This window comes from Lentzea rhizosphaerae (genome assembly GCF_042649515.1).
Classification (GTDB): domain Bacteria; phylum Actinomycetota; class Actinomycetes; order Mycobacteriales; family Pseudonocardiaceae; genus Lentzea; species Lentzea aerocolonigenes.
In genome coordinates this window covers 23,755-42,367 of sequence record NZ_JBHRZI010000046.1, presented here as the reverse complement: position 1 = coordinate 42,367, position 18,613 = coordinate 23,755, and the positions used below count along the sequence as shown (strand labels likewise).

The 18,613-nt window shown below is 70.2% G+C and carries 17 protein-coding genes; 4 read left to right on the top strand and 13 right to left on the bottom strand.

Going from position 1 to position 18,613, the window contains the following annotated elements:
* Nucleotides 1-25: 25 nt before the first annotated feature.
* From ACFOWZ_RS41980 to ACFOWZ_RS41945, 8 genes are all read right to left on the bottom strand, one after another.
* On the bottom strand, nt 26-436 hold the full coding sequence (locus ACFOWZ_RS41980) for a L,D-transpeptidase (protein WP_382379569.1): 411 nt from the start codon (nt 434-436) through the stop codon (nt 26-28).
* Nucleotides 437-492: 56 nt separating this feature from the next.
* Nucleotides 493-1,029 carry a L,D-transpeptidase gene (locus ACFOWZ_RS41975; protein WP_382379568.1) on the bottom strand — a complete coding sequence of 179 codons (537 nt, stop codon included), beginning with the start codon at nt 1,027-1,029 and terminating at the stop codon, nt 493-495.
* 125 nt (nt 1,030-1,154) lie between these two features.
* Entirely contained in the window at nt 1,155-1,925 is a 771-nt protein-coding gene (locus ACFOWZ_RS41970) for a S1 family peptidase (protein WP_382379567.1), read from the bottom strand.
* A 131-nt stretch (nt 1,926-2,056) separates the two neighbouring features.
* Entirely contained in the window at nt 2,057-3,097 is a 1,041-nt protein-coding gene (gene glpX / locus ACFOWZ_RS41965) for a class II fructose-bisphosphatase (RefSeq protein ID WP_382379566.1), read from the bottom strand.
* A gap of 67 nt (nt 3,098-3,164) precedes the next feature.
* A complete protein-coding gene (locus ACFOWZ_RS41960) occupies nt 3,165-3,380 on the bottom strand; it encodes an exodeoxyribonuclease VII small subunit (protein WP_229813098.1) in 216 nt (71 codons plus the stop codon).
* Nucleotides 3,377-3,721 (bottom strand): sugar ABC transporter substrate-binding protein, encoded by a 345-nt coding sequence (locus ACFOWZ_RS41955; protein WP_382379565.1) that lies wholly within the window; start codon nt 3,719-3,721, stop codon nt 3,377-3,379. Before ACFOWZ_RS41955 ends, ACFOWZ_RS41960 begins: the two co-directional genes overlap by 4 nt.
* A complete protein-coding gene (gene xseA, locus ACFOWZ_RS41950; RefSeq protein WP_382379564.1) occupies nt 3,711-4,949 on the bottom strand; it encodes an exodeoxyribonuclease VII large subunit in 1,239 nt (412 codons plus the stop codon). Before xseA ends, ACFOWZ_RS41955 begins: the two co-directional genes overlap by 11 nt.
* Entirely contained in the window at nt 4,946-5,437 is a 492-nt protein-coding gene (locus ACFOWZ_RS41945) for a lipid droplet-associated protein (protein WP_382379563.1), read from the bottom strand. The genes xseA and ACFOWZ_RS41945 overlap by 4 nt, the downstream gene beginning before the upstream one ends.
* 63 nt (nt 5,438-5,500) lie before the next feature.
* Here ACFOWZ_RS41945 and ACFOWZ_RS41940 point away from each other — a divergent pair, with 63 nt between their 5' ends.
* Nucleotides 5,501-6,445: a 4-hydroxy-3-methylbut-2-enyl diphosphate reductase gene (locus ACFOWZ_RS41940; protein WP_382379562.1), complete on the top strand. Its 945-nt coding sequence runs from the start codon at nt 5,501-5,503 to the stop codon at nt 6,443-6,445.
* A gap of 62 nt (nt 6,446-6,507) precedes the next feature.
* Here the strand turns inward: ACFOWZ_RS41940 and ACFOWZ_RS41935 are convergent, their stop codons facing one another.
* The 3 genes from ACFOWZ_RS41935 to ACFOWZ_RS41925 form a co-directional block, all read right to left on the bottom strand.
* Nucleotides 6,508-9,873 (bottom strand): nSTAND1 domain-containing NTPase, encoded by a 3,366-nt coding sequence (locus ACFOWZ_RS41935; protein WP_382379561.1) that lies wholly within the window; start codon nt 9,871-9,873, stop codon nt 6,508-6,510.
* Nucleotides 9,874-9,964: 91 nt separating this feature from the next.
* Complete coding sequence (locus ACFOWZ_RS41930) at nt 9,965-10,684, bottom strand: DUF6542 domain-containing protein (RefSeq protein ID WP_382379560.1); 720 nt, start codon at nt 10,682-10,684, stop codon at nt 9,965-9,967.
* A gap of 89 nt (nt 10,685-10,773) precedes the next feature.
* Nucleotides 10,774-11,685 (bottom strand): DNA recombination protein RmuC, encoded by a 912-nt coding sequence (locus ACFOWZ_RS41925; protein WP_030472927.1) that lies wholly within the window; start codon nt 11,683-11,685, stop codon nt 10,774-10,776.
* 99 nt (nt 11,686-11,784) lie between these two features.
* On the opposite strand from ACFOWZ_RS41925, the gene ACFOWZ_RS41920 reads away from it, so the two are divergent.
* From ACFOWZ_RS41920 to ACFOWZ_RS41910, 3 genes are all read left to right on the top strand, one after another.
* Entirely contained in the window at nt 11,785-12,924 is a 1,140-nt protein-coding gene (locus tag ACFOWZ_RS41920; RefSeq protein ID WP_382379559.1) for an exonuclease SbcCD subunit D, read from the top strand.
* Entirely contained in the window at nt 12,921-15,797 is a 2,877-nt protein-coding gene (locus ACFOWZ_RS41915) for an AAA family ATPase (protein WP_382379558.1), read from the top strand. The genes ACFOWZ_RS41920 and ACFOWZ_RS41915 overlap by 4 nt, the downstream gene beginning before the upstream one ends.
* A gap of 442 nt (nt 15,798-16,239) precedes the next feature.
* On the top strand, nt 16,240-16,773 hold the full coding sequence (locus ACFOWZ_RS41910; RefSeq protein WP_382379557.1) for a hypothetical protein: 534 nt from the start codon (nt 16,240-16,242) through the stop codon (nt 16,771-16,773).
* Here the strand turns inward: ACFOWZ_RS41910 and ACFOWZ_RS41905 are convergent.
* The gene (locus tag ACFOWZ_RS41905; protein WP_382379556.1) at nt 16,770-17,267 is read right to left on the bottom strand and encodes a methylated-DNA--[protein]-cysteine S-methyltransferase; all 498 of its coding nucleotides are present in this window, start codon (nt 17,265-17,267) and stop codon (nt 16,770-16,772) included. The two genes, ACFOWZ_RS41910 and ACFOWZ_RS41905, sit on opposite strands and share 4 nt — an antisense overlap.
* Entirely contained in the window at nt 17,264-18,550 is a 1,287-nt protein-coding gene (locus ACFOWZ_RS41900) for a DNA-3-methyladenine glycosylase 2 family protein (protein ID WP_382379555.1), read from the bottom strand. Before ACFOWZ_RS41900 ends, ACFOWZ_RS41905 begins: the two co-directional genes overlap by 4 nt.
* Between the last annotated feature and the right edge of the window lie 63 nt (nt 18,551-18,613).

Below are 18,613 nucleotides of genomic sequence, written 5' to 3'. Positions count from 1 at the left end.
GCGGTGCCGGTGGGCAGCGGTCGAGTCACGGCAGGACCTGGACCTTCTCGCCGATCATCAGGTTGTCGTAGAACACCAGCGACGCATCGGCACCGAGCCGGATGCAGCCGTGCGACTGGACGTTGGTGTCACCCTGGTGGAACGCGATGCCGTTCGAGGTGAAGTACACAGCGTTCGGCATCGGCCCGTTGTAGGGGCGGCTCCAGTCGTTCTTCACCTTGCGCAGCACCGAGAACGTGCCGACCGGGGTCTCGTACCCCGGCTTGCCGTGACTGATCGGCACCGGGCCGTAGCTGGTTTTTCCGTTGTACACCAGCCATGCCTTGTTCGTGTGCTTCTCCAGGCACGCTCCGTTGTAGACGGTGCACCCCGCCTGCGCCTGCGCGGGTACCGCGAAACCGAGGATCAGGAGCACCGTCGCGATCAGAACTCGCATCTCACATCACCCCTCAGTGGTGGAGTAACCACTGCCGGGTGATTTGAATCATCGTCCTATGCGATGACCTGAACGGTCTCGCCGAGCGCGAGGTTCTGGAAGTAGTACTGCGCCGCCGCGGGATCCAGGTGGATGCAGCCGTGCGACGGCACGGTCAGCGAGCCCTCGTGGAACGCGATTCCGCTGTTGGTGAAGTACGTCGACCACGGCATGGGCGCGTTGTACGGCTTGCTCCACTCGTTCTTCACCTTGCGCAGCACCGGGAAGTCGCCGAGCGGCGTCTCGAAACCCTTGCGCCCGTGGGTGATCTGCACCGGACCGTAGACGATCTTGTCGCCGCGCACGACCCACGACTGGTTCGTGGAGAGCTGGATGCACGCGCCGTCGCTGATGCTGCACGGCGTTGGCTTCACCACGGGAGGTGGTGGCGGGGGAGGCGTTTCCGAGGACGAGGGCGGCGGCGCCGGAGAAGAGGTCGGCACGGAAGAAGACACCGGAGGCGGCGGTGGTGCTGTCGGAGTTTCCGCGTGCACGGTTCCCTGTGTGCACCCCGCCACCGACATCAATGCGACCGCCGCGAGCAACATCCGCATCGCGCACCCCCTTGTGATCCCATCCTTTGCCGATGTAGACGACGGGGGGATGGCCGAGGTTGCAACGCGGAGGGCCCGCCTCCCATAACGAATGGGAGACGGGCCCTCGCAACGCGTTTACCGGTTTAGACCGAGCCCGCGTACTGGCTGATCCACGAGCGGAACGCCGGAACGTCCACGTAGATCGACGGAGCGGTCGCGCAGGTCGCGCCACCACCGGAGCGGCTGGTCGCGCCGATGAGCTCCCAGCGGCCGTTCACCGACTTCACCTGCGGGCCACCCGAGTCGCCGTAGCAGGCGCCCTTGTTGCCACCGGTGTTGTTGGTGCAGATCTCCGTGGCGCCGCTGATGCCACTGCAACGGCTGTCCGTCACGATCGACGTGTTCAGCTCCTGCAGCGTGATCGGGGCGGAGCCGCAGCCGCGGGTCGGGCAGGTCTGGCCCCAGCCGATGATCCGGGTGGCGGTGCCGACCGGGCCGGACACGGACGCCACGGGGGCGGGTGCCTGGCTGACCGACGTGTTCAGCTGCACGAGCGCCAGGTCCGCGGACGGGTGGTTGACGATCCGCGAGGCGCCGGTGACCGTGCCACCGCTGGTGCGGTTCGTGGTGCCGATCCGGGTGCGGATCGACGACGGCGACGAGCCCTGGACGCAGTGCTTCGCGGTCACGACCCAGTTGGCCTTGATCAGCGTGCCGCCGCAGAAGTGGCTGCCGGAGGTGCTCTGCAGGGAGACCATCCAGGAGTAGACCTGCGTGGCGTTGGTGCCGCCGACGATCATCGTGCCCATCTCACCGTCGGTGGTGGGCGTCGGAGCCGCGGTGGCCGAGGCGGCCGAGGCGAGCAGGGCGCCCGCGGCCACGGCGATTGCGGAGAACAACGAACGTGCCCTCATCGTTGAGATTCCTTCCTGAACCCGGCGCAGGGTTGCCGGGGTCAGGTCGGAAACTAAGGACGAAAGTGACTTCGTCACTAGGGTCACTCGGAGGGTGACTGTCCGTTGACGGTTCACAGCTTCACAGGGAACTACGGCAGCGGCTGCTGCGCGTCCTCCGGCAGGTCGAAGTCGACCGAGGCGTATTCGCGCAGCTTGTGAAGGCTGTGGAAACCGTCGATCATGCGCACGGTGCCGGACTTGGACCGCATGACGATCGACTGCGTGGTGCAGCCACCCGCCCGGTAGTGCACGCCGCGCAGAAGGTCGCCGTCGGTCACGCCCGTGGCGCAGAAGAAGACGTTGTCGCCGGAGACGAGGTCGTTCGTGGTGAGCACGCGGGACAGGTCGTGGCCCGCGCCGATCGCCTTCTCGCGCTCCTCGTCGTCCTTGGGCCACAGACGGCCCTGAATGGCCCCTCCGACGCACTTGAGCGCCGCCGCGGCAATGATGCCCTCCGGCGTGCCTCCGATGCCCACGAGCATGTCCACGCCCGACGTGGGGCGTGCGGCGGCGATCGCGCCCGCGACGTCGCCGTCCGAGATGAAGTGGATGCGGGCGCCGGCCTTGCGCACCTCCTGCACGATCGACTCGTGCCGCGGCCGGTCCAGGATGCACACGTTCACGTCGGACACGTCGCTGTGCTTGGCCTTCGCGACGCGGCGGATGTTCTCCGCGAGCGGGGCGGTGATGTCGATGACGTCGGCCGCCTCCGGGCCCACGGCGAGCTTCTCCATGTAGAAGACGGCGGACGGGTCGAACATCGCCCCGCGCTCGGCCACGGCCAGCACGGCCAGCGCGTTCGGCATGCCCTTGGACATCAGCGTGGTGCCGTCGATCGGGTCGACCGCGACGTCGCACTCCGGCCCTTCGCCGTTGCCGACCTCCTCGCCGTTGAACAGCATGGGCGCCTCGTCCTTCTCGCCCTCGCCGATCACGACGACACCGCGCATCGAGACGGTGTGGATCAGCTTGCGCATCGCGTCGACCGCGGCGCCGTCACCGCCGTTCTTGTCGCCGCGGCCCACCCACCGGCCGGCGGCCATGGCCGCGGCCTCGGTGACGCGCACGAGCTCCAATGCCAGGTTCCGGTCGGGGGCTTCGCGACGTCGTTCCGCGGGGGTGTTCACCATTGCGCGCCTCCATGCGACTACTCAGCGTGCCGGATTTTGTGATCGGCAACTGAATCCTTGCACGGGATCACGCCTCGGAAACGTCCTCCTCGACCACAGCGAGAGCTGCATCGATTCGCTCGCGCGCACCGGCGAGATGCTGCTCACACGTCTTGGCGAGCGCCTCACCGCGTTCCCACAGGGCGAGTGAGTCCTCCAGCGACAGGCCACCGGCCTCCAGCTTGCGGACCACCTCGACCAGCTCGTCGCGGGCGGCTTCGTAACCGAGTGTTTCCGAACTCACGCGGATTGGCTCCTCAGACGGCTCAGCACTGTCGCGACGGCCAGGTCGTACCCGACGAGCGCCTCCGCGAACTCCTCGCCGTCACCCTCTCGCACCGCCTCGTCGATGAGCGCCTCGGCCTCCGCAACACGCCGGTACTGCACAGTTCCGGCGGTGGCCTCGCTCAGGTCGTGCAACGTGAGGATCAGCGTGCGGCGGCTGGTGGTGTCGCAGTCGCCCACCATCTCCGTCCAGCACTCGGCCGCGGCCCTGTTCGCCGCCTCCGCCTTGTTCCGCAGCCCCGAGCCGCACGAGCCGGCCGCCTCCATGGTCAGGGGCAGGAACACGGCATCACGCATCATCGGTACCTCCCCCTTCCACGTTGGTGACCACTGCTCCCACTGCTCCGTCAACGACGCGTACCCGCAGCTGTGTTCCGCTCGGGGCGTCCACCACAGACCGCAGCACGCCGTCCGGCCCCTCAGGTGTGACGAGTTGCACAACGGCGTAGCCGCGGGCCAGCGTGGCGGCTGGTCCGAGGGTCGTCAAGCGGGCTTTCGTCCCCGACAGGTGGACGTCTTCGGTGTCGAGACGTTGCGTGACAGCCCTACGGCCTTGGTCGCGAAAACGTTTCACGTCCTCGGCGCGGCGCTCCAGAGGGCCGTACGGGTCCGAAAGTACTGGTCGTGACCGCAGCGCGTCGAGCAGTTTGCGTTCCCGGTCGACCCAGCCGTGCAGCGCCCGCCGCCCGCGGTCGCGCATCTGGCGGACGCGTTCACTCTCTTCGGCGACATCGGGAACCACCCGTTTGCCCGCGTCGGTCGGCGTCGAACAGCGCAGGTCCGCGACGTGGTCGAGGAGCGGGGTGTCCGGCTCGTGACCGATCGCGGAGAGCACCGGCGTGCGGCACGAGGACACCGCGCGGCACAACGCCTCGTCGGAGAACGGCAGCAGGTCCTCCACGCTGCCGCCACCCCGGGCGATGATGATCACGTCGCACTCGGGGTCGCGTTCCAGAGTGGACAGTGCGGTCATCACCTGGGTGACCGCCATCGGGCCCTGCACGGCGACGTTGATGACCCGGAAGTGCGCTCCGGGCCAGCGGTTGCGCGCGTTCGTGAGCACGTCGCGTTCGGCCGCAGAGGCGCGACCGGTGATCAGGCCGATCTTGTTCGGCAGGAACGGCGGACGGCGCTTGCGGCGCGGGTCGAAGAGGCCCTCGGCGTGCAGCAGCTTGCGCAACCGTTCGATGCGCGCCAGCAGCTCGCCGACGCCGACCGCGCGGATGTCGTCCGCCCGCAACGACAGCGTGCCGCGGTTCGGGTAGAAGCTGATCTTCCCGTGCACGATCACGCGGCTGCCCTCGGTGAGCTGCAGCTCGCGGATCATCCCGGCGTTGCAGGTGATCGACATCGACATGTCGACGCTCGGGTCGCGCAACGTCAGGAACGCCGTGGAGCTGCGCGCGTTGAGCTGCGTGACCTGGCCCTCGACCCAGACGTCGCCGAGCCGGTTGATCCAGTCGAGCAGCTTGCGCGCGACGGTCCGCACCGGCCACGGGTTCTCCGGCGTGGATTTCGCGTCGGTCACTGAGCTTTGACCGTCGCGATCCGGCGGTTGAGCATGCCGACGAACTCAGGCCTGGCCGCGTGCGCCTTCTCGTAGCGCAGCAGTTCCTCGAGCTGCTCCACGTCCAGGTTGCGCAACCGGGCGCGCAGCTGGGCGATCGACAGCTCGTCGTAGGACGGCAGGAACTCGGGAACCTCGGCGATCGCCCGCTCTTCCTCTTCCCACGGGTCGTCGGCGATCACTTCCTGAGAAGTCGTGACGGGCGTCTCGTCCTCGTCGAAGGTCGCCCACTCCGGCTCCTCCTCCGCGGGCCTCAGTCCGGAGAGGACGTCGTCGCCCTTGATGGCGAGTTCGGTCACATGCTGCTGAACGCGCATGGACAGCTGCATCGCCTCGCTGACCACCGTCAACGGGAGTCCGGCGAGCTGCTGCGGCAGCTTGCGGGCCTGTTCGAGGGCGGTCACCGCGAGTCCGGCGGCGACGCGGACACCCAGAGGCAGTGGCTTCATGGCCACTAGCCTGCCGCAACAGCGGCTGAGATGCGAAGAACTCGCGCTGGGTACCCTGGTGTCATGCCCAAGCGAGTCCTGTTGGCGAAGCCGCGTGGTTACTGCGCGGGCGTTGATCGTGCCGTGGAGACGGTCGAGCGCGCTCTCGAGCAGTACGGCGCACCCGTCTACGTGCGCAAGGAAATCGTCCACAACAAGTACGTCGTGGAGACGCTGTCCGACCGCGGTGCCATCTTCGTCAACGAGACGGACGAGGTTCCTGAGGGCGCACTCGTGGTGTTCTCAGCGCACGGCGTGTCGCCCGCCGTCCACGAGGAGGCGGCGCAGCGCTCGTTGCGCACCATCGACGCCACCTGCCCGTTGGTGACGAAGGTGCACAAGGAAGCCGTGCGCTTCGCCAAGGAGGACTACGACATCCTCCTGATCGGCCACGAGGGCCACGAGGAGGTCGAGGGCACCGCCGGTGAGGCGCCGGACCACGTCCAGCTCGTCGACACCGCCGAGGACGCCGCGACCGTCGAGGTGCGCGACCCGTCCAAGGTCATCTGGCTGTCGCAGACCACGCTCTCGGTCGACGAGACCATGGTGCGCGTGCGGCAGCTCAAGGACCGCTTCCCCGAGCTGCAGGACCCGCCGTCGGACGACATCTGCTACGCCACGTCGAACCGCCAGACCGCGGTGAAGACGATGGCGCCGTCGTGTGACCTGGTGCTGGTCGTGGGCTCGAAGAACTCGTCGAACTCCGTCCGGCTGGTCGAGGTCGCGCTGCAGCACGGCGCCAAGGCCTCGTACCTCATCGACTACGCCAAGGAGGTCGACACGGCGTGGCTCGAGGGCGTCGAGACCGTCGGCGTCACGTCGGGCGCGTCGGTGCCGGACATCCTGGTGATGGAGCTGCTGAAGTTCCTGGAGTCGCAGGGGTTCGGTGAGGTCGAGGAGATCACCACGGCCAACGAGAAGATCGCCTTCGCGTTGCCACGCGAGCTCCGCAAGGACATGGTCCGCTAGTTCCGAGTGCACGCGGGGAGCTTTCGTGCACTCTGAGCGCACGAGAGGGCCCCGCGTGCCGTTCAGCCGAGGGTGCGCAGGGCCTGGTCCACGTCCAGGCCCCACACCACGATGCCGTCGGGACCGGCGGACACCACGGTCCTGCCCTCCTTGCCCCACGCCAGGTGCGTGACGCCCCGGCTGTGGCCGCGCAGCTTCGCCCACGCCGCCTGCGCGCGCACGTCCCACACGATCACCGTGCGGTCGGCGCCACCGCTCACGAGCCGGTTGCCGTCCTGGCTGAACTGCAGCGCCGTGACCGCGTCGGAGTGCCCGCGCAGCTCGCCGATCTTCTTCCACGTCGCGGTGTCCCAGAGCGCGATCAGGCCGTCGTCGCCGCCCGTTGCGAGGAACTTCCGGCCGGCGGAGAGCGCGATCGCCCGCACGGCCGCGGAGTGCGTGCGGGGCAACGTGAGCGTGTTCAGGCCGTCGTCGCGGATCTGCACCTCGCCGTCCTCACGGGCGAGCACGAGCTGGTTGCCGCGCCGGCCGAACGAGACCGCGGTGCGCGGGCCCGCTGAGTCGCCGCCGATGTACGACGGCGTGATCTCGCCGGTGAGCGGCCAGACGGCGTCGGGACTGGTGGCGCCCACCACGGCGACGGCGTTCTCGCCGAACGCGACCGCCGAGCGCGACATCAGCAGGCTGCCGCCGCCCGCTTTCGGCTCGATGACCGGCTTTCCCGTCGCCACGTCACGCACCGCGAACGGCCAGCTCGTCGCGACGAGAGTGCCGTCGGGGCTGAAACGGCCCGATGTGTGTTGTTCTGCACCGGTCTCAACGCGCTGCTGTGTGCGCAGGGCCGAGTCGCGGCGTTCGATCACGCCGATCTCGTCGAGGGTGAGCACCGAGCCGTCCTTGTCCACCGCGAGCGCCTGGACCGTGTGACCGACCCTCGTCGGCAGGCTGCCGGGAGGCCAGAACCGCAGAGCACGCGGCGTGAGCACGGCGAGGGTGCCGTCCGCGGTGAACTTCGCGCTGCGGGCGGGTTCGTTGACCGTGAGCGTCGTGATGACCGCGTTGCGCGTGAGGTCCCACAGGTGCACACGGCCGTCCTCACCTGCCGAGACGAGCACGCTGCCGTCAGGGTTGAGGAAGAGGTCCTGGACGATGCCCGTGTGGGCGGGCGGGGTGGCGGCCACCGCACCCGTGGCGAGGTCGCGCACCTGCACCTGGCCTTCGGTGGTGGCGATCGCGACGAGCTTGCCGCCGGGCAGCAGGCGGATCTTGCTGATCCCGCTCGTCTGCACCTGGAGTGTGCCGGTCTGCTGCCGTGTCTGGAGGTCCCACAACGAGATGGCGTCGCCTTTCGACAACGCCAGGACACGGTCGTTGAGCGCGAACGGGCCGTAATCCTGGCCGACCGGCAATGAGAACTCGAGCTTGCGGGTGGTCATGTCCCAGACGTCGCCGCCTACGACGAGAGAGCGGCCATCGGACGTGAACGCGACACCGCCGTGTGTGCCGTACTCCTGCATCACGACGGGGTCGGCCTCTGGGCCCGTCCAGAGGAGGATTCGCCCGTTCTGCAGGACCGCCGCGATCGTGCGGCCGTCCGGTGCGATGTCCCAGGAGTGCACGTAGCTGTCCTGGCTCGGCCGCCACTTCGCTTTCGGTGACAGGCTGGCCGCGTCGTACTGCATGAGCCCGTCAGGTCCCATCAGGTTGATGGTGTCCTTGCCCGTGCCGAAGCTCCACGCGCCGTTGTGGTCGACCTTGCGGCCACGTGCCGCTGCTGCTGCGCTGAGCAGACGGCTGCGTGCCTCGGTGGTGGGGTAGGTCCGGTACGCCTCGGTCGCCTTGCGGGCGGACTGCAGGGGATCGCTGACGGCCAGCGCGTCCGAGGCCGACGCGAGCTGTTGCGACTGCGTGATGAGGCTGAGCCGCTCGACCTCGCGGCGTTGCTGCACGGCGACCACCGCCGTCGCCGTGATGGCCACGAGCAGGGCCGACAGCCCGGTCGCGACCCAGCGCAGGCGGCGCAGGCGGCGGCGTTGCAGAGCCCTGGAGGCGCCGATGAACTCGCGCTCGGTGCCGGTCAGCTCCGGCCTGGTGCGGGCGACCCACTCGTCGGTCTCGGCGAGCCTGGTGGACCGGTAGAGCGAGTCGGTGTCCCGGCCCAGCTCGGCCCACGTCCTGGCGGCGTCGGTGAGCCTGCGGTGCGTGCGGAGGCCTTCGCGGTCCTCGTCCAGCCAGGCGCGCAGCCGCGGCCAGGCCGAGAACAGCGCCTCGTGGGTGACCTCGACGGTGTGCTCGCCGACGGTGATCAACCTGGTCTCGGCCAGAACGTTCAGGACCTCCTCGCCCACGACCTCCAGGCGCGGGACCGGGCGTTTCGTGCCGTCGGAGCTCAGCCGGAGCAGCAGTTGCCTGGCGAGGTGCTGCTCGGAGTCGTCGAGGGAAGCGAACGCGGCCTCCGCGCTCTGTGCGAGTGCGCCCTGGATGCCGCCGGCGGCCTGGTAGCCCGCGAGCGTGAGCGTGTGGCCGCGCCTGCGGTGCCACGTCTCGAGCAGCGCGTGGGAGACGAGGGGGAGCACTCCGCTGCGTCCGGCGGCCTCGGCGACGAGGGTGGTCAGCAGGGCTGTCTCGACCGTGCAGCCGGCGGTCGCGGCGGGCTGGGTGATGGCACGGCGCAGCTCGTCGGGTGTCATCGTGCCGAGGAGCACCTGTGCGTCCGTGAGTGCGTCCGCGAGCTTCGGGTACTGCGCGCAGTGCGGGTAGAAGTCGGACCGCACGGCGATCACGCGCCGGCAGCCGGCGGTGAGCAGGGCGTCCAGGAACGCCGTGCGCTGGACCTCGTCCTCGCAGAGCGTGAAGAGCTCCTCGAACTGGTCCACGACGAGCAGTTCGGGGTCGCGGGCCAGCGCCTCGGCGATCGCGGCGTCGGGGTCCTGGCCGGGCGTGCACACCACCGCGTTCGGGAACTTCGCCGCGATGCCCGCCCTGAGCAGTGACGACTTGCCCTCGCCGGAAGCGCCGAACACGGCGAGGAACCGCTGGCGGCCGAGCCGGTCGAGCAACGAGGCGGTGAGGGTCTCCCTGCCGAAGAAGCGATCGGCGTCCTCGGCGGTGAACGGGTTCAGGCCCACGTACGGGGACGGCCCGTCGGTGGTCCTGCTCCGCGCCATCGCGACGGCGAGGTCGTGCCAGCGCCGTTCCCACGCGGTCTCGTCGCCGTGGCACGCCCTGACGTAGGCGAGCGTGACGTCGAGGCCGGGCAGCTTCCGCCCGCCCGCCGCGTCGGACAGAGTGCTCGCGGAGAAGTGCGCGCGCCGGGACAGCTCCCGGTAGCTCGGCTTCCCCGCGTTGGTGCGCAGTTGTCGCAGGTCCGCGGCGAACAGCAGCAGTGGACTGTCGCCGTCGTCCAGCGGACGTTCCCCTCTAGGCATCGCACTCATGCTGGCAGAGTGCGGTGCAGGTCAGGGCGTTGTTGTCCGTGATCCGTTGTTCGTGGTTCGGAGAGCGATCCCGAACAACCGGCTAGCGGTCCTCACGCGGCGGCCGCGGCCTGCGCTGGCCTGCCGGACGCTCGCCGCGGGCGCCTTCCGGGCGTGGACGGCGGGCAGGGGCGCCCTCGGGACGCGGGCGGCGCGCCGGTGCGCCTTCCGGGCGGGGACGGCGCGGGCGCTCCTCTGCGGGCTCCTCGCGCTCACGTGCGGGCTTGCGGGCGGCGGGCTTGCCGCGGGACTTCAGCTCGGCCTTGGCCTCGCGGACCTCGTCCTTGGACGGCCGGTTCGGGTCCTTCTGGAGGAAGATCCGCACGATGCCCAGCGCGACGGTGACGGCGGTGGTGACCGCCATGACCGGGAAGCTGTCGATCAACGGCCGGCCCAGGCCGAGCGCCATGGACGCCAGGTTGCCCTTCTGGATGCCGCCGGTGAACAGCACGAGCAGGGGCACGGTGGCGGCGAGGACCAGCGGCGGCTGGACCATGGGCGCGAACAGGCTGCGGCGCTGGACCAGCAGGATCGCGGCGAGCGCGCCGACGAAGAACACCGCGTTGAACGTCCAGCCCACGGTCTTGCTGGAGTTGATGTCGATGAACGCGCCGATGAACGCCGGGACCAGGGCCGACAGGATCGCCGCCCACCACGGGATGCCCTTGAACTCGCCGAAGGCAGCCCGGTAGTTCCACGGAACCGCGTCATAGTCCTCGACGTCGTCATCGAAGGCTGCCGAACGCTCGCGCAACTCACTCACGCCGCACACGGTAGCCGTTCGGCCATTCGGTGTTCGCCGGTCCGCTGCTTTCTCACCCAGAAGCAACCTTTGGGCACTCTGCGTGCGTTTTAAGCGGACTGTTCGTCCGCCCTTCGGACGAGAGGCAGGGGCGTGGGGGTGGCCGAGGCGTCCGTGAGCGGCTCCACGCTCGCCCGGAAGCCCTCCAGGGCGTCGAGCTCCCTGCGCCGTGCCGAGAGGAAGCGCTGCAGGTGCGTCGTGGAGAGGTTGACCGCCTCGATGGCGGTGTCCGCGGCCCGGTTGGCGCGCCCGGCCTGGAGCCTGACCTGCTCGACGTCGTCGGCGAGGGCTCGTTCGGTGACCGCGAACATCGCGCTGGAGGCGATCACGGCGAACCCGGTCGGGCCGCAGAGGAAGACGCGGCGGTCCAGCAGCCAGCGCAGCAGTTCGGGATCGGTGTCCAGGGCGGCGACGACCGCGCCGTCGTTGGGGACGAACATGATCGTGCCGTAGATCGCGTCGGCCCAGCGCTGGTAGCCCTTGCCCGCCAGTTCGGCGGCGCGGGAGCGGATGTTGCGGACGTGGACCCTGAGCGCGTCCTGACGTTCCTGCGGATCGTCCGTTTCGACCGCTTCGGCCCACGTTGCCATGGACATCTTCGAGTCGACCGGGACCATGCGGCCGCCGCCGACGTTCAGCACCATGTCCGGACGCACCGCACCGCCGCCGGCGACGTCGGTCTGCAGCGTGTAGTGGAGGTTTTCCCTCAGGCCGAGTGCGCGCGCCGTCTCGACGAGCACCTGTTCGCCGAGCTCACCGCGGCCGCTGACGCTGGAGAACGCCACTTCGTACCGTTGCAGGGCTTGTTGCTGTGCGTCGTAGCGCGCGCGTTCGGTGCTGATGGCGTTGAGCGCTTCGTCGGTGCGGCGAACGCTGTCCTGGTAGAGGCGCCAGACGAAGACCAGCGCCCCGGCACTGACGAGCGCCAGGACGAGCGAGGCGGTGATGATCACTGCGGTCACGGCACCGATGATGCTCCCTCAAAGATGTTGAACTCGATCGGGTGACACGCCGGGAACCCTCCCGGAGATTTGTCAGACCTCGTCTCTACGGTTGGTGCCATGCGGATCCTGCACACCTCCGACTGGCACGTGGGGCGCACCTTCCACGGCCGCGACCTGCTCGTCGAGCAGGAGTCGGTGCTGAGCGGCCTCGCTGACCTGGTGTCTTCCGAGAAGGTCGACGTCGTGGTCATCTCCGGCGACCTCTACGACAGGGCGGTGCCCTCGGCCGACGCGGTGGCGTTGTGCGCGCGGGTGCTGATGCGGATCCGCGCTGCCGGTGCGCGGATCGTGATCACGCCCGGCAACCACGACTCGGCGGCGCGGATCGGGGTGTTCGGCGAGTTCGCGGCGGCGGGCGGGCTCTTCCTCCGCACGCAGATCTCGTTGCTGGACAAGCCCGTCGAGCTGGAGGACGAGCACGGTCCCGTCGCGGTGTACGGGATCCCTTTCCTGGAACCGGAACCGGCTCGTCACGTGCTCGGGGTCGCGGAGAAGGGGCACGCTCCCGTGCTCGGTGAGGCGATGCGGCGGATCCGTGCCGATCTGGCCGGTCGCGAGGCGCGGTCGGTGGTGCTGGCGCACGCGTTCGTCACCGGCGGGGCGCCGTCGGAGTCCGAGCGCACCATCGCGGTGGGTGGCGTGCAGGACGTGTCGATGCACGTGTTCGAGGGCGTCGACTACGTGGCTCTGGGGCATCTGCACGGACCGCAGACGCTGGCGGAGAACCTGCGGTACTCGGGCAGCCCGCTCGCGTACTCGTTCTCCGAGGCGCGGCAGCGGAAGTCGGTGTGGCTGGTCGAGCTGGACTCCGGCGGCCTCGTCGGGGTGGAGCGGCGTGATCTGCCCGTGCCGCGGCAGCTGGCCGTCGTGAGCGGCACGTTGGCCGAGGTGCTGGAGGATCCGGCGCACACGCCGATCGAGGACCACTTCCTGTCGGTCGTGCTGACGGACCAGGTGCGGCCGATGGACGCGTTGCGGCAGCTGCAGAAGCGGTTCGAGCACGCGGTGCACGTGGAGTGGCGGCCGGAGCAGGCCCAGCAGCACACGATGACGTACGCGGAACGGGTGCGCGGCCGCACCGACGAGGAAGTGGCCTGCTGCTTCGTGTCGGACGCGCGGGGTTCCGAGCCTTCCGAAGCGGAGAAGGCGTTGCTGCGCGAGGCGTTCGCGTCGGTGGCGAGGGAGCAGGAGCAATGAGACTGCACCGCCTGGAGCTGACCGCGTTCGGGCCCTACCCGCGGCCGGAGACCGTCGACTTCGACGAGCTGGGCGCGGACGGGTTGTTCCTGCTGCACGGCGACACGGGCGCGGGCAAGACGACGCTGCTCGACGCGGTGGCGTTCGCCCTGTTCGGCCGGGTGCCGGGTGCGCGTGGCGACGTGAAGAAGCTGCGGTGCGAGTACGCGGATCCCGAGGTGCCGACGGAGGTGTCGCTCGAGCTCACGGTGCAGTCGCGGCGGTTCCGGATCGTGCGGTCGCCGGAGTTCGACAGGCCGAAGAAGCGCGGCGGCGGTTTCACGACGCAGCCCGCGAAGTGCTCGCTGACGTGGCTCGAAGGGTGGGACGGCGAGGGCATCACGCGCATCGACGACGTGGCGCGTGCCGTCGAAGATCTGCTGGGGATGTCGTACGAGCAGTTCTTCCAGGTCGTGCTGCTGCCGCAGGGCGAGTTCGCGAAGTTCCTGCGCTCGGAGACGGCCGAACGCGAGGTGTTGCTGGAGAAGCTCTTCGGCACCGAGCGGTTCCTGGACGTCGAGAAGTGGTTCCGCGACAAGCGAGTCGCCGCGGGCCGGGTGCTGGAGGAGCGTCGCAAGGGTGCCTCGGAGCTGATGCACCGCGTGGCGGAGGCGGCTGGTGAGGAGCCGTCGTTCGAGCCGGGCTGGCTGGAATCGGTGCTGGAGCGGCTTTCTCTCGCCGTCCGGGAGGCCGATGCGCTGTCGGTGGAGACGGCGGGCGTGGCCGACGGCGCGGACGCCCTGCTGGCCCAGGCCCGCGTGCAGGCCGACCAGATCCGCCGCGTGCGCGAGGCCCGCGAGCTGCTGGCCCGCGTCGAGGCGGCGGACTCGGCGTCGTGGTTCGCCGAACGCGACGCGGCCCGCCGCGCGAGCCCTGTCGTGCCGGCGTTCGGGGAGATCGCGAAACTCCAGCAGTCCTACGAGTTCGCCGTGCGCGACGAGGCCCGTGCCGCGGAGTCGTTGGCGCGCCTGGGATACGAGGGTTCCTCGTTGCGGGAGGACGCCGAGCGCTACCGCGAGGAGGCGGGCGGCCTGGGCGAGCTTGCGGCGGAGGCGGAACGCCAGCAGGCGGACGTGCGCAAACTGTCGGTGCTGAAGAACTCGTCGTACCAGGTCGAACGCCGGTTGCTGGCGCTCAACGCGGAGCTGGAGGTGCTGCCGGAACGCCTGGCGCAGTGCAGGGTTCAGCTGGACGCGGCGGTGGAGGCCTCGGGCCGGTTGGAGAGCCTGAAGGTGCGCGCGGAGGCGGCGGAGTCGTTGCCCGGCGCCGGGGAAGCGTTGGAGCGCACCAAGAAGGAGCTGCACGAGGCGATCGACGTTCACCAGAAGGCCAAGGACGTCCTGCAGCAGGTTCGTCAGCAACGCCTGGAGAACATGGCCATCGAGCTGGCCGCGGCGTTGAAGCGCGGCAAGCCGTGCGCGGTCTGCGGTTCGCCGAGCCACCCCGCGCCCGCGCAGCCGATGCTGGGCGGCGTGGACGCGGCCGACGAGGAAGTGGCCGCCGCCGAGGAACAGTCGGCGCTGGACCGCCGCAACGAGGCCGAACGGTCCGCGCACGCCGCCGAGCTGCGCATCCAGGCGTGCTGGGAAGTTCTGGGATCTGACGAGCCGTCCGCCGTCCTGGCGGAGTACGGCGCGGCTCGCGAACTCGCTCGCACGCGGTCGCAGCGCCAGACGGAGTTCGTTGCGCTGGAAGCGAAAACCCGCGACCTGGGCGCCGAGAAGGCCAAGGTCGAGCAGGACCTGGTGGGCCTGCGCACCGAACACGCGTCGCTGACCACCGTCGTCGAAGAACGCGGCGCCCGGCTGGACAAGGCGCGCGGCGAGCACGAGGACGTCCTGACCCGCCGCGACCACCTGCTGCGCCTCGCGAAGGCCTTGGTGGAGCTGGCCGACCGCCGCTCGGCCCGTGACGCCGCCCTGGCCCGCGTGGAGGAACAACAGGCCTCAGTAGCCGCCCTGGCCACCGAAGCGGGCTTCCCGGACGTGGAGTCCGCACTGGCCGCCGCCCGCCCCGCGATCAAGCTCGCAGCCTTGGACGACCGCATCGCCGCCTGGGAACGCGCCCGCGCCTCAGCTCTGGCGACCCTCGAAGAACTGGCGGAGATCGACCCGTCAACCGAGGTGGACCTGGCCGAGGTGACAGCCCAGGCCTCATCGGCCCGCGCCGCAGCGTCCGAAGCGGCCACCCGCCTGGCCCGAGCCCGCGCGGCCCTCGACCGCGTGAGCGAACTGGCCGCCCGCCTGCGAGCCGAGTGGAAGTCGCTGGAGCCGCTCGAAGCCACCTACGCGGAGCTGGACGCGCTGACCGACGTGATCAACGGCCGCGGCCAGAACTCGAAGAAGATGACGCTCCGCTCGTACGTCCTGGCAGCCCGCCTGGAAGAGGTGGCCGTAGCCGCCTCGGCCCGCCTGCACCGCATGAGCCAGGGCCGCTACAGCTTCGTGCACTCCGACTCGGCCGGCGCCCGCGGCACCCGAGGCGGCCTGAGCCTGGACGTGCTGGACGACTACTCGGGCCGCTCCCGCCCCGCCAAAACGCTGTCGGGCGGCGAGTCCTTCCTGGCCTCGCTGTCCCTGGCCCTGGGCCTGGCAGACGTAGTGGCGAACGAGACCGGCGGCGCCCTGCTCGACACGTTGTTCGTGGACGAGGGCTTCGGCACCCTCGACTCGGACACCCTCGACATCGTCATGAACACCCTCGACGAACTCCGAGCCGGCGGCCGAGTCGTAGGCCTGGTCTCACACGTGGAGGAGCTGCGCCAACGCATCCCGACCCGGCTCCGCGTCCGCAAGGCGCGCTCGGGGTCCACGCTGGAGGTGTCGCTGGCCTAGCCGCTTGCCGACGACGACCGGGTGCTGGCAGCCGCCGCGCGGCTAATCGTCGAACGGGTGCTGGGAGTCGCCACGCTGTTGGTCGCCGAACGGGTGTGGGGAGTTGCAGCGTGGCTGGTCGCCGAACGGGAGGGCGTCAACGCGGCGCTCGTGCACGCTGAAGAGCAGTTCGGCGCGCTGCGGCGTGGCTGTTGGCCTGCCTGGGGCGAGAGGTGGGCGGCTCCCGACTCCGCGCCGCGCCAGATCCACTTGACCGCGGATCGGTCCGGCAGCTTCTGGACGGTGTCGCACCCGTCGGACCGTGAATTGGTTCGGCGGCTTCGGGACTGTGTCGCGCCAGTCGGGTCGCGGGTTCGCCCAGCAGCTTTCAACCCGTGCCGCACCCGGTCGCACCGCAAGTTTCATCCGGCAACGTCCCGACCCACCCCACTATCCTCGCCTCGTGCTGTCCCACGTGGAGATCACCGCGCGAGCCACGGTCACCCCGGCCGCCCACTTCGTGTGGTCGAACCGCCTGGAGTACTCGCACGACTGCTTCGTGTGCCGCCGGGTGGGCCGCACGGTGGCGCTGCACCCCGGCGCCGAGAGCGGGCTCTGCCACTCATCGGACGGCCGGCTCGACGAGCAGGACGACGTCGCGGATGCGCATCCGGCCCCGATCAGGATCACCGGGTTCGACACCACCGCGGGCGGCGGTGTCGAGCGGTTGCGTTGTCGGCTGTCCTTCTGGTGGGCGCCGTTCTTCGACCTCGAGCGGCCCGGCCAGCGCGCTTCCGAGCTGGCCGAGCGCCCGTGGGTGCGGCTGCACTTCCGCGTCGGCTGTCACGTCTGCCGGGACGCGGGCCACGACGACTGGTTCGGGCCGCAGGACTCGGTGCAGACCGACCAGGTCTGGCCCGTCACCAGGCCGTGTCCCCGGTGCGGCACGGAACTGGTGACCATGGCCGGTCCGCCGGGGATCGACCTCGTCGGTTAGGCCTCGTGGGCGAGCAGCCAGCGCTTGACGTCCAGGCCCCAGCGGAACCCGCCCAGGTTGCCGCCGATCCGGATCACCCGGTGGCACGGCACGAACAGCGCCACCGAGTTCCGCGCGCACGCCGAGGCCGCGGCGCGGATGGCGGCCGGGCGGCCGGACAGTTCCGCGTACTCGCTGTACGTCACGGGTTCGCCAGCGCGGACCGTGCGCAGGACGTCCCACGCGTGCTGCAGGAACGGGCCGGACTTCTGCCGGACCTCGATCGTGTCGATCGCGGTCAGGTCGCCCTCGTGGTAGGCGACGACGGCCTTGGTGACGTCGCCCAGGTCGGCGCGCGGCGTGATCTCCGACGGCATCAGGGAAGCGTGGATCTGGGGCGTCAGCAGGGAGATGTCGCTGGTCCAGCCGCTCGCCAGCACCGCTCCGTCCGGCGCGACCACCGCGGTGAACGGCCCCGCCGGGGTGTCCACAGTGGACGTGTGTGCGACGCTCATGATGTTGCTGCCTTCCTGGTCAGGTGTGCTCCGGCGTAGGAGCGCCACGGCCGCCAGTCGGGGCCGTGGGAAGCAAGGTTCTGCATCGACCGCGGGAGCACCAGCACGTCCGGTGCGCCCAGCACCCGCATGGCCACCTCGTCGGCGACCCGTGCGCCGACCAGTGGTGTGAGCTCCTCGGTCAGGTCCTCGATCGAGCGGCCCACGTCCACGACGAGTCTGCCGCTCGTCACGGCCTCGGTGACGGGGTGGTCCCCGGCCGAGTAGAGGTGGGTCAGCGCCCCGTCCGGGATCCGCAGCGGCGTGCCGGCGAACGGTGCCACCAGCCGCAGCAGGGTCTCGGCGCCGTCGACGCTGCCCGCGACGCGGATGCCGGGCACCTCGCGGACCAGCGGGCCGATCACCGGGTCCGCGCCGAGGAACGAGTCCACGGCGACCGGGTCGGCGTCCAGGTCCAGCAGGCGCCGCACGCGGGAGACCGCCGCGCCCAGGTCGCGCACGTCGGCGAGCCGCAGCGAGCACAGCACGTGGTCCGCAGGGAACGTCAAACGGACCGTTGCCTCGCCATGGGGCAATGACAACGTGCGCGCGTAGGAGTCGTCTGTCACCTCTTCCACGCCCGGCAACGCGTGCGCGCGGAAGTAGGTCAACAGCCCGATGGCGTCAAACGGCGCGCGGTACGGCAGCCGCAGCACGATCCGGCCCGGTGTACCCACTGGCGCCTTGCCGCGGCCGCGCATGTCGGACGGTGTCGAGGCGAACACCATGCGGATGGTGTCGTTGAACTGCCGCACCGACGCGAAACCGGCGGCGAACGCGATGTCCGCGAACGGCAGCTCGGTCGTCTCGATGAGCAACCGGGCGGCGTGGGCCCGGTGGGCCCGGGCGAGGGCGAGCGGCCCGGCACCCAGCTCAGCGGTCAGCACCCGCGTGAGGTGCCGCTCCGAGTACCCGAGCTTCGCCGCCAGCCCGGACACGCCGTCGCGCTCGACGATGCCGTCGCTGATCAGGCGCATCGCCCGGCCCGCGAGGTCGGCCCGCAGGTTCCACTCCGGCGAGCCCGGCACGGCGTCCGGCAGGCACCGGCGGCACGCGCGGAAGCCCGCCGACTGCGCCGCGGCCGCCGTCAGGAAGAACTGGCTGTTGCGGCGCTTCGGGGTCACCGCGGGGCACGACGGCCGGCAGTAGATGCCGGTCGTGCGCACCGCGTGGATGAAGCACCCGTCGAACCGGGCGTCACGCGCGGCGCAGACCCGATACGCGTGTTCTTCGTCAATGACCATGCCATCGATCCTGCCAGCGGGAACGGCCAATGGCTCGCGGGAATCGGACATGACCGTGGCCTG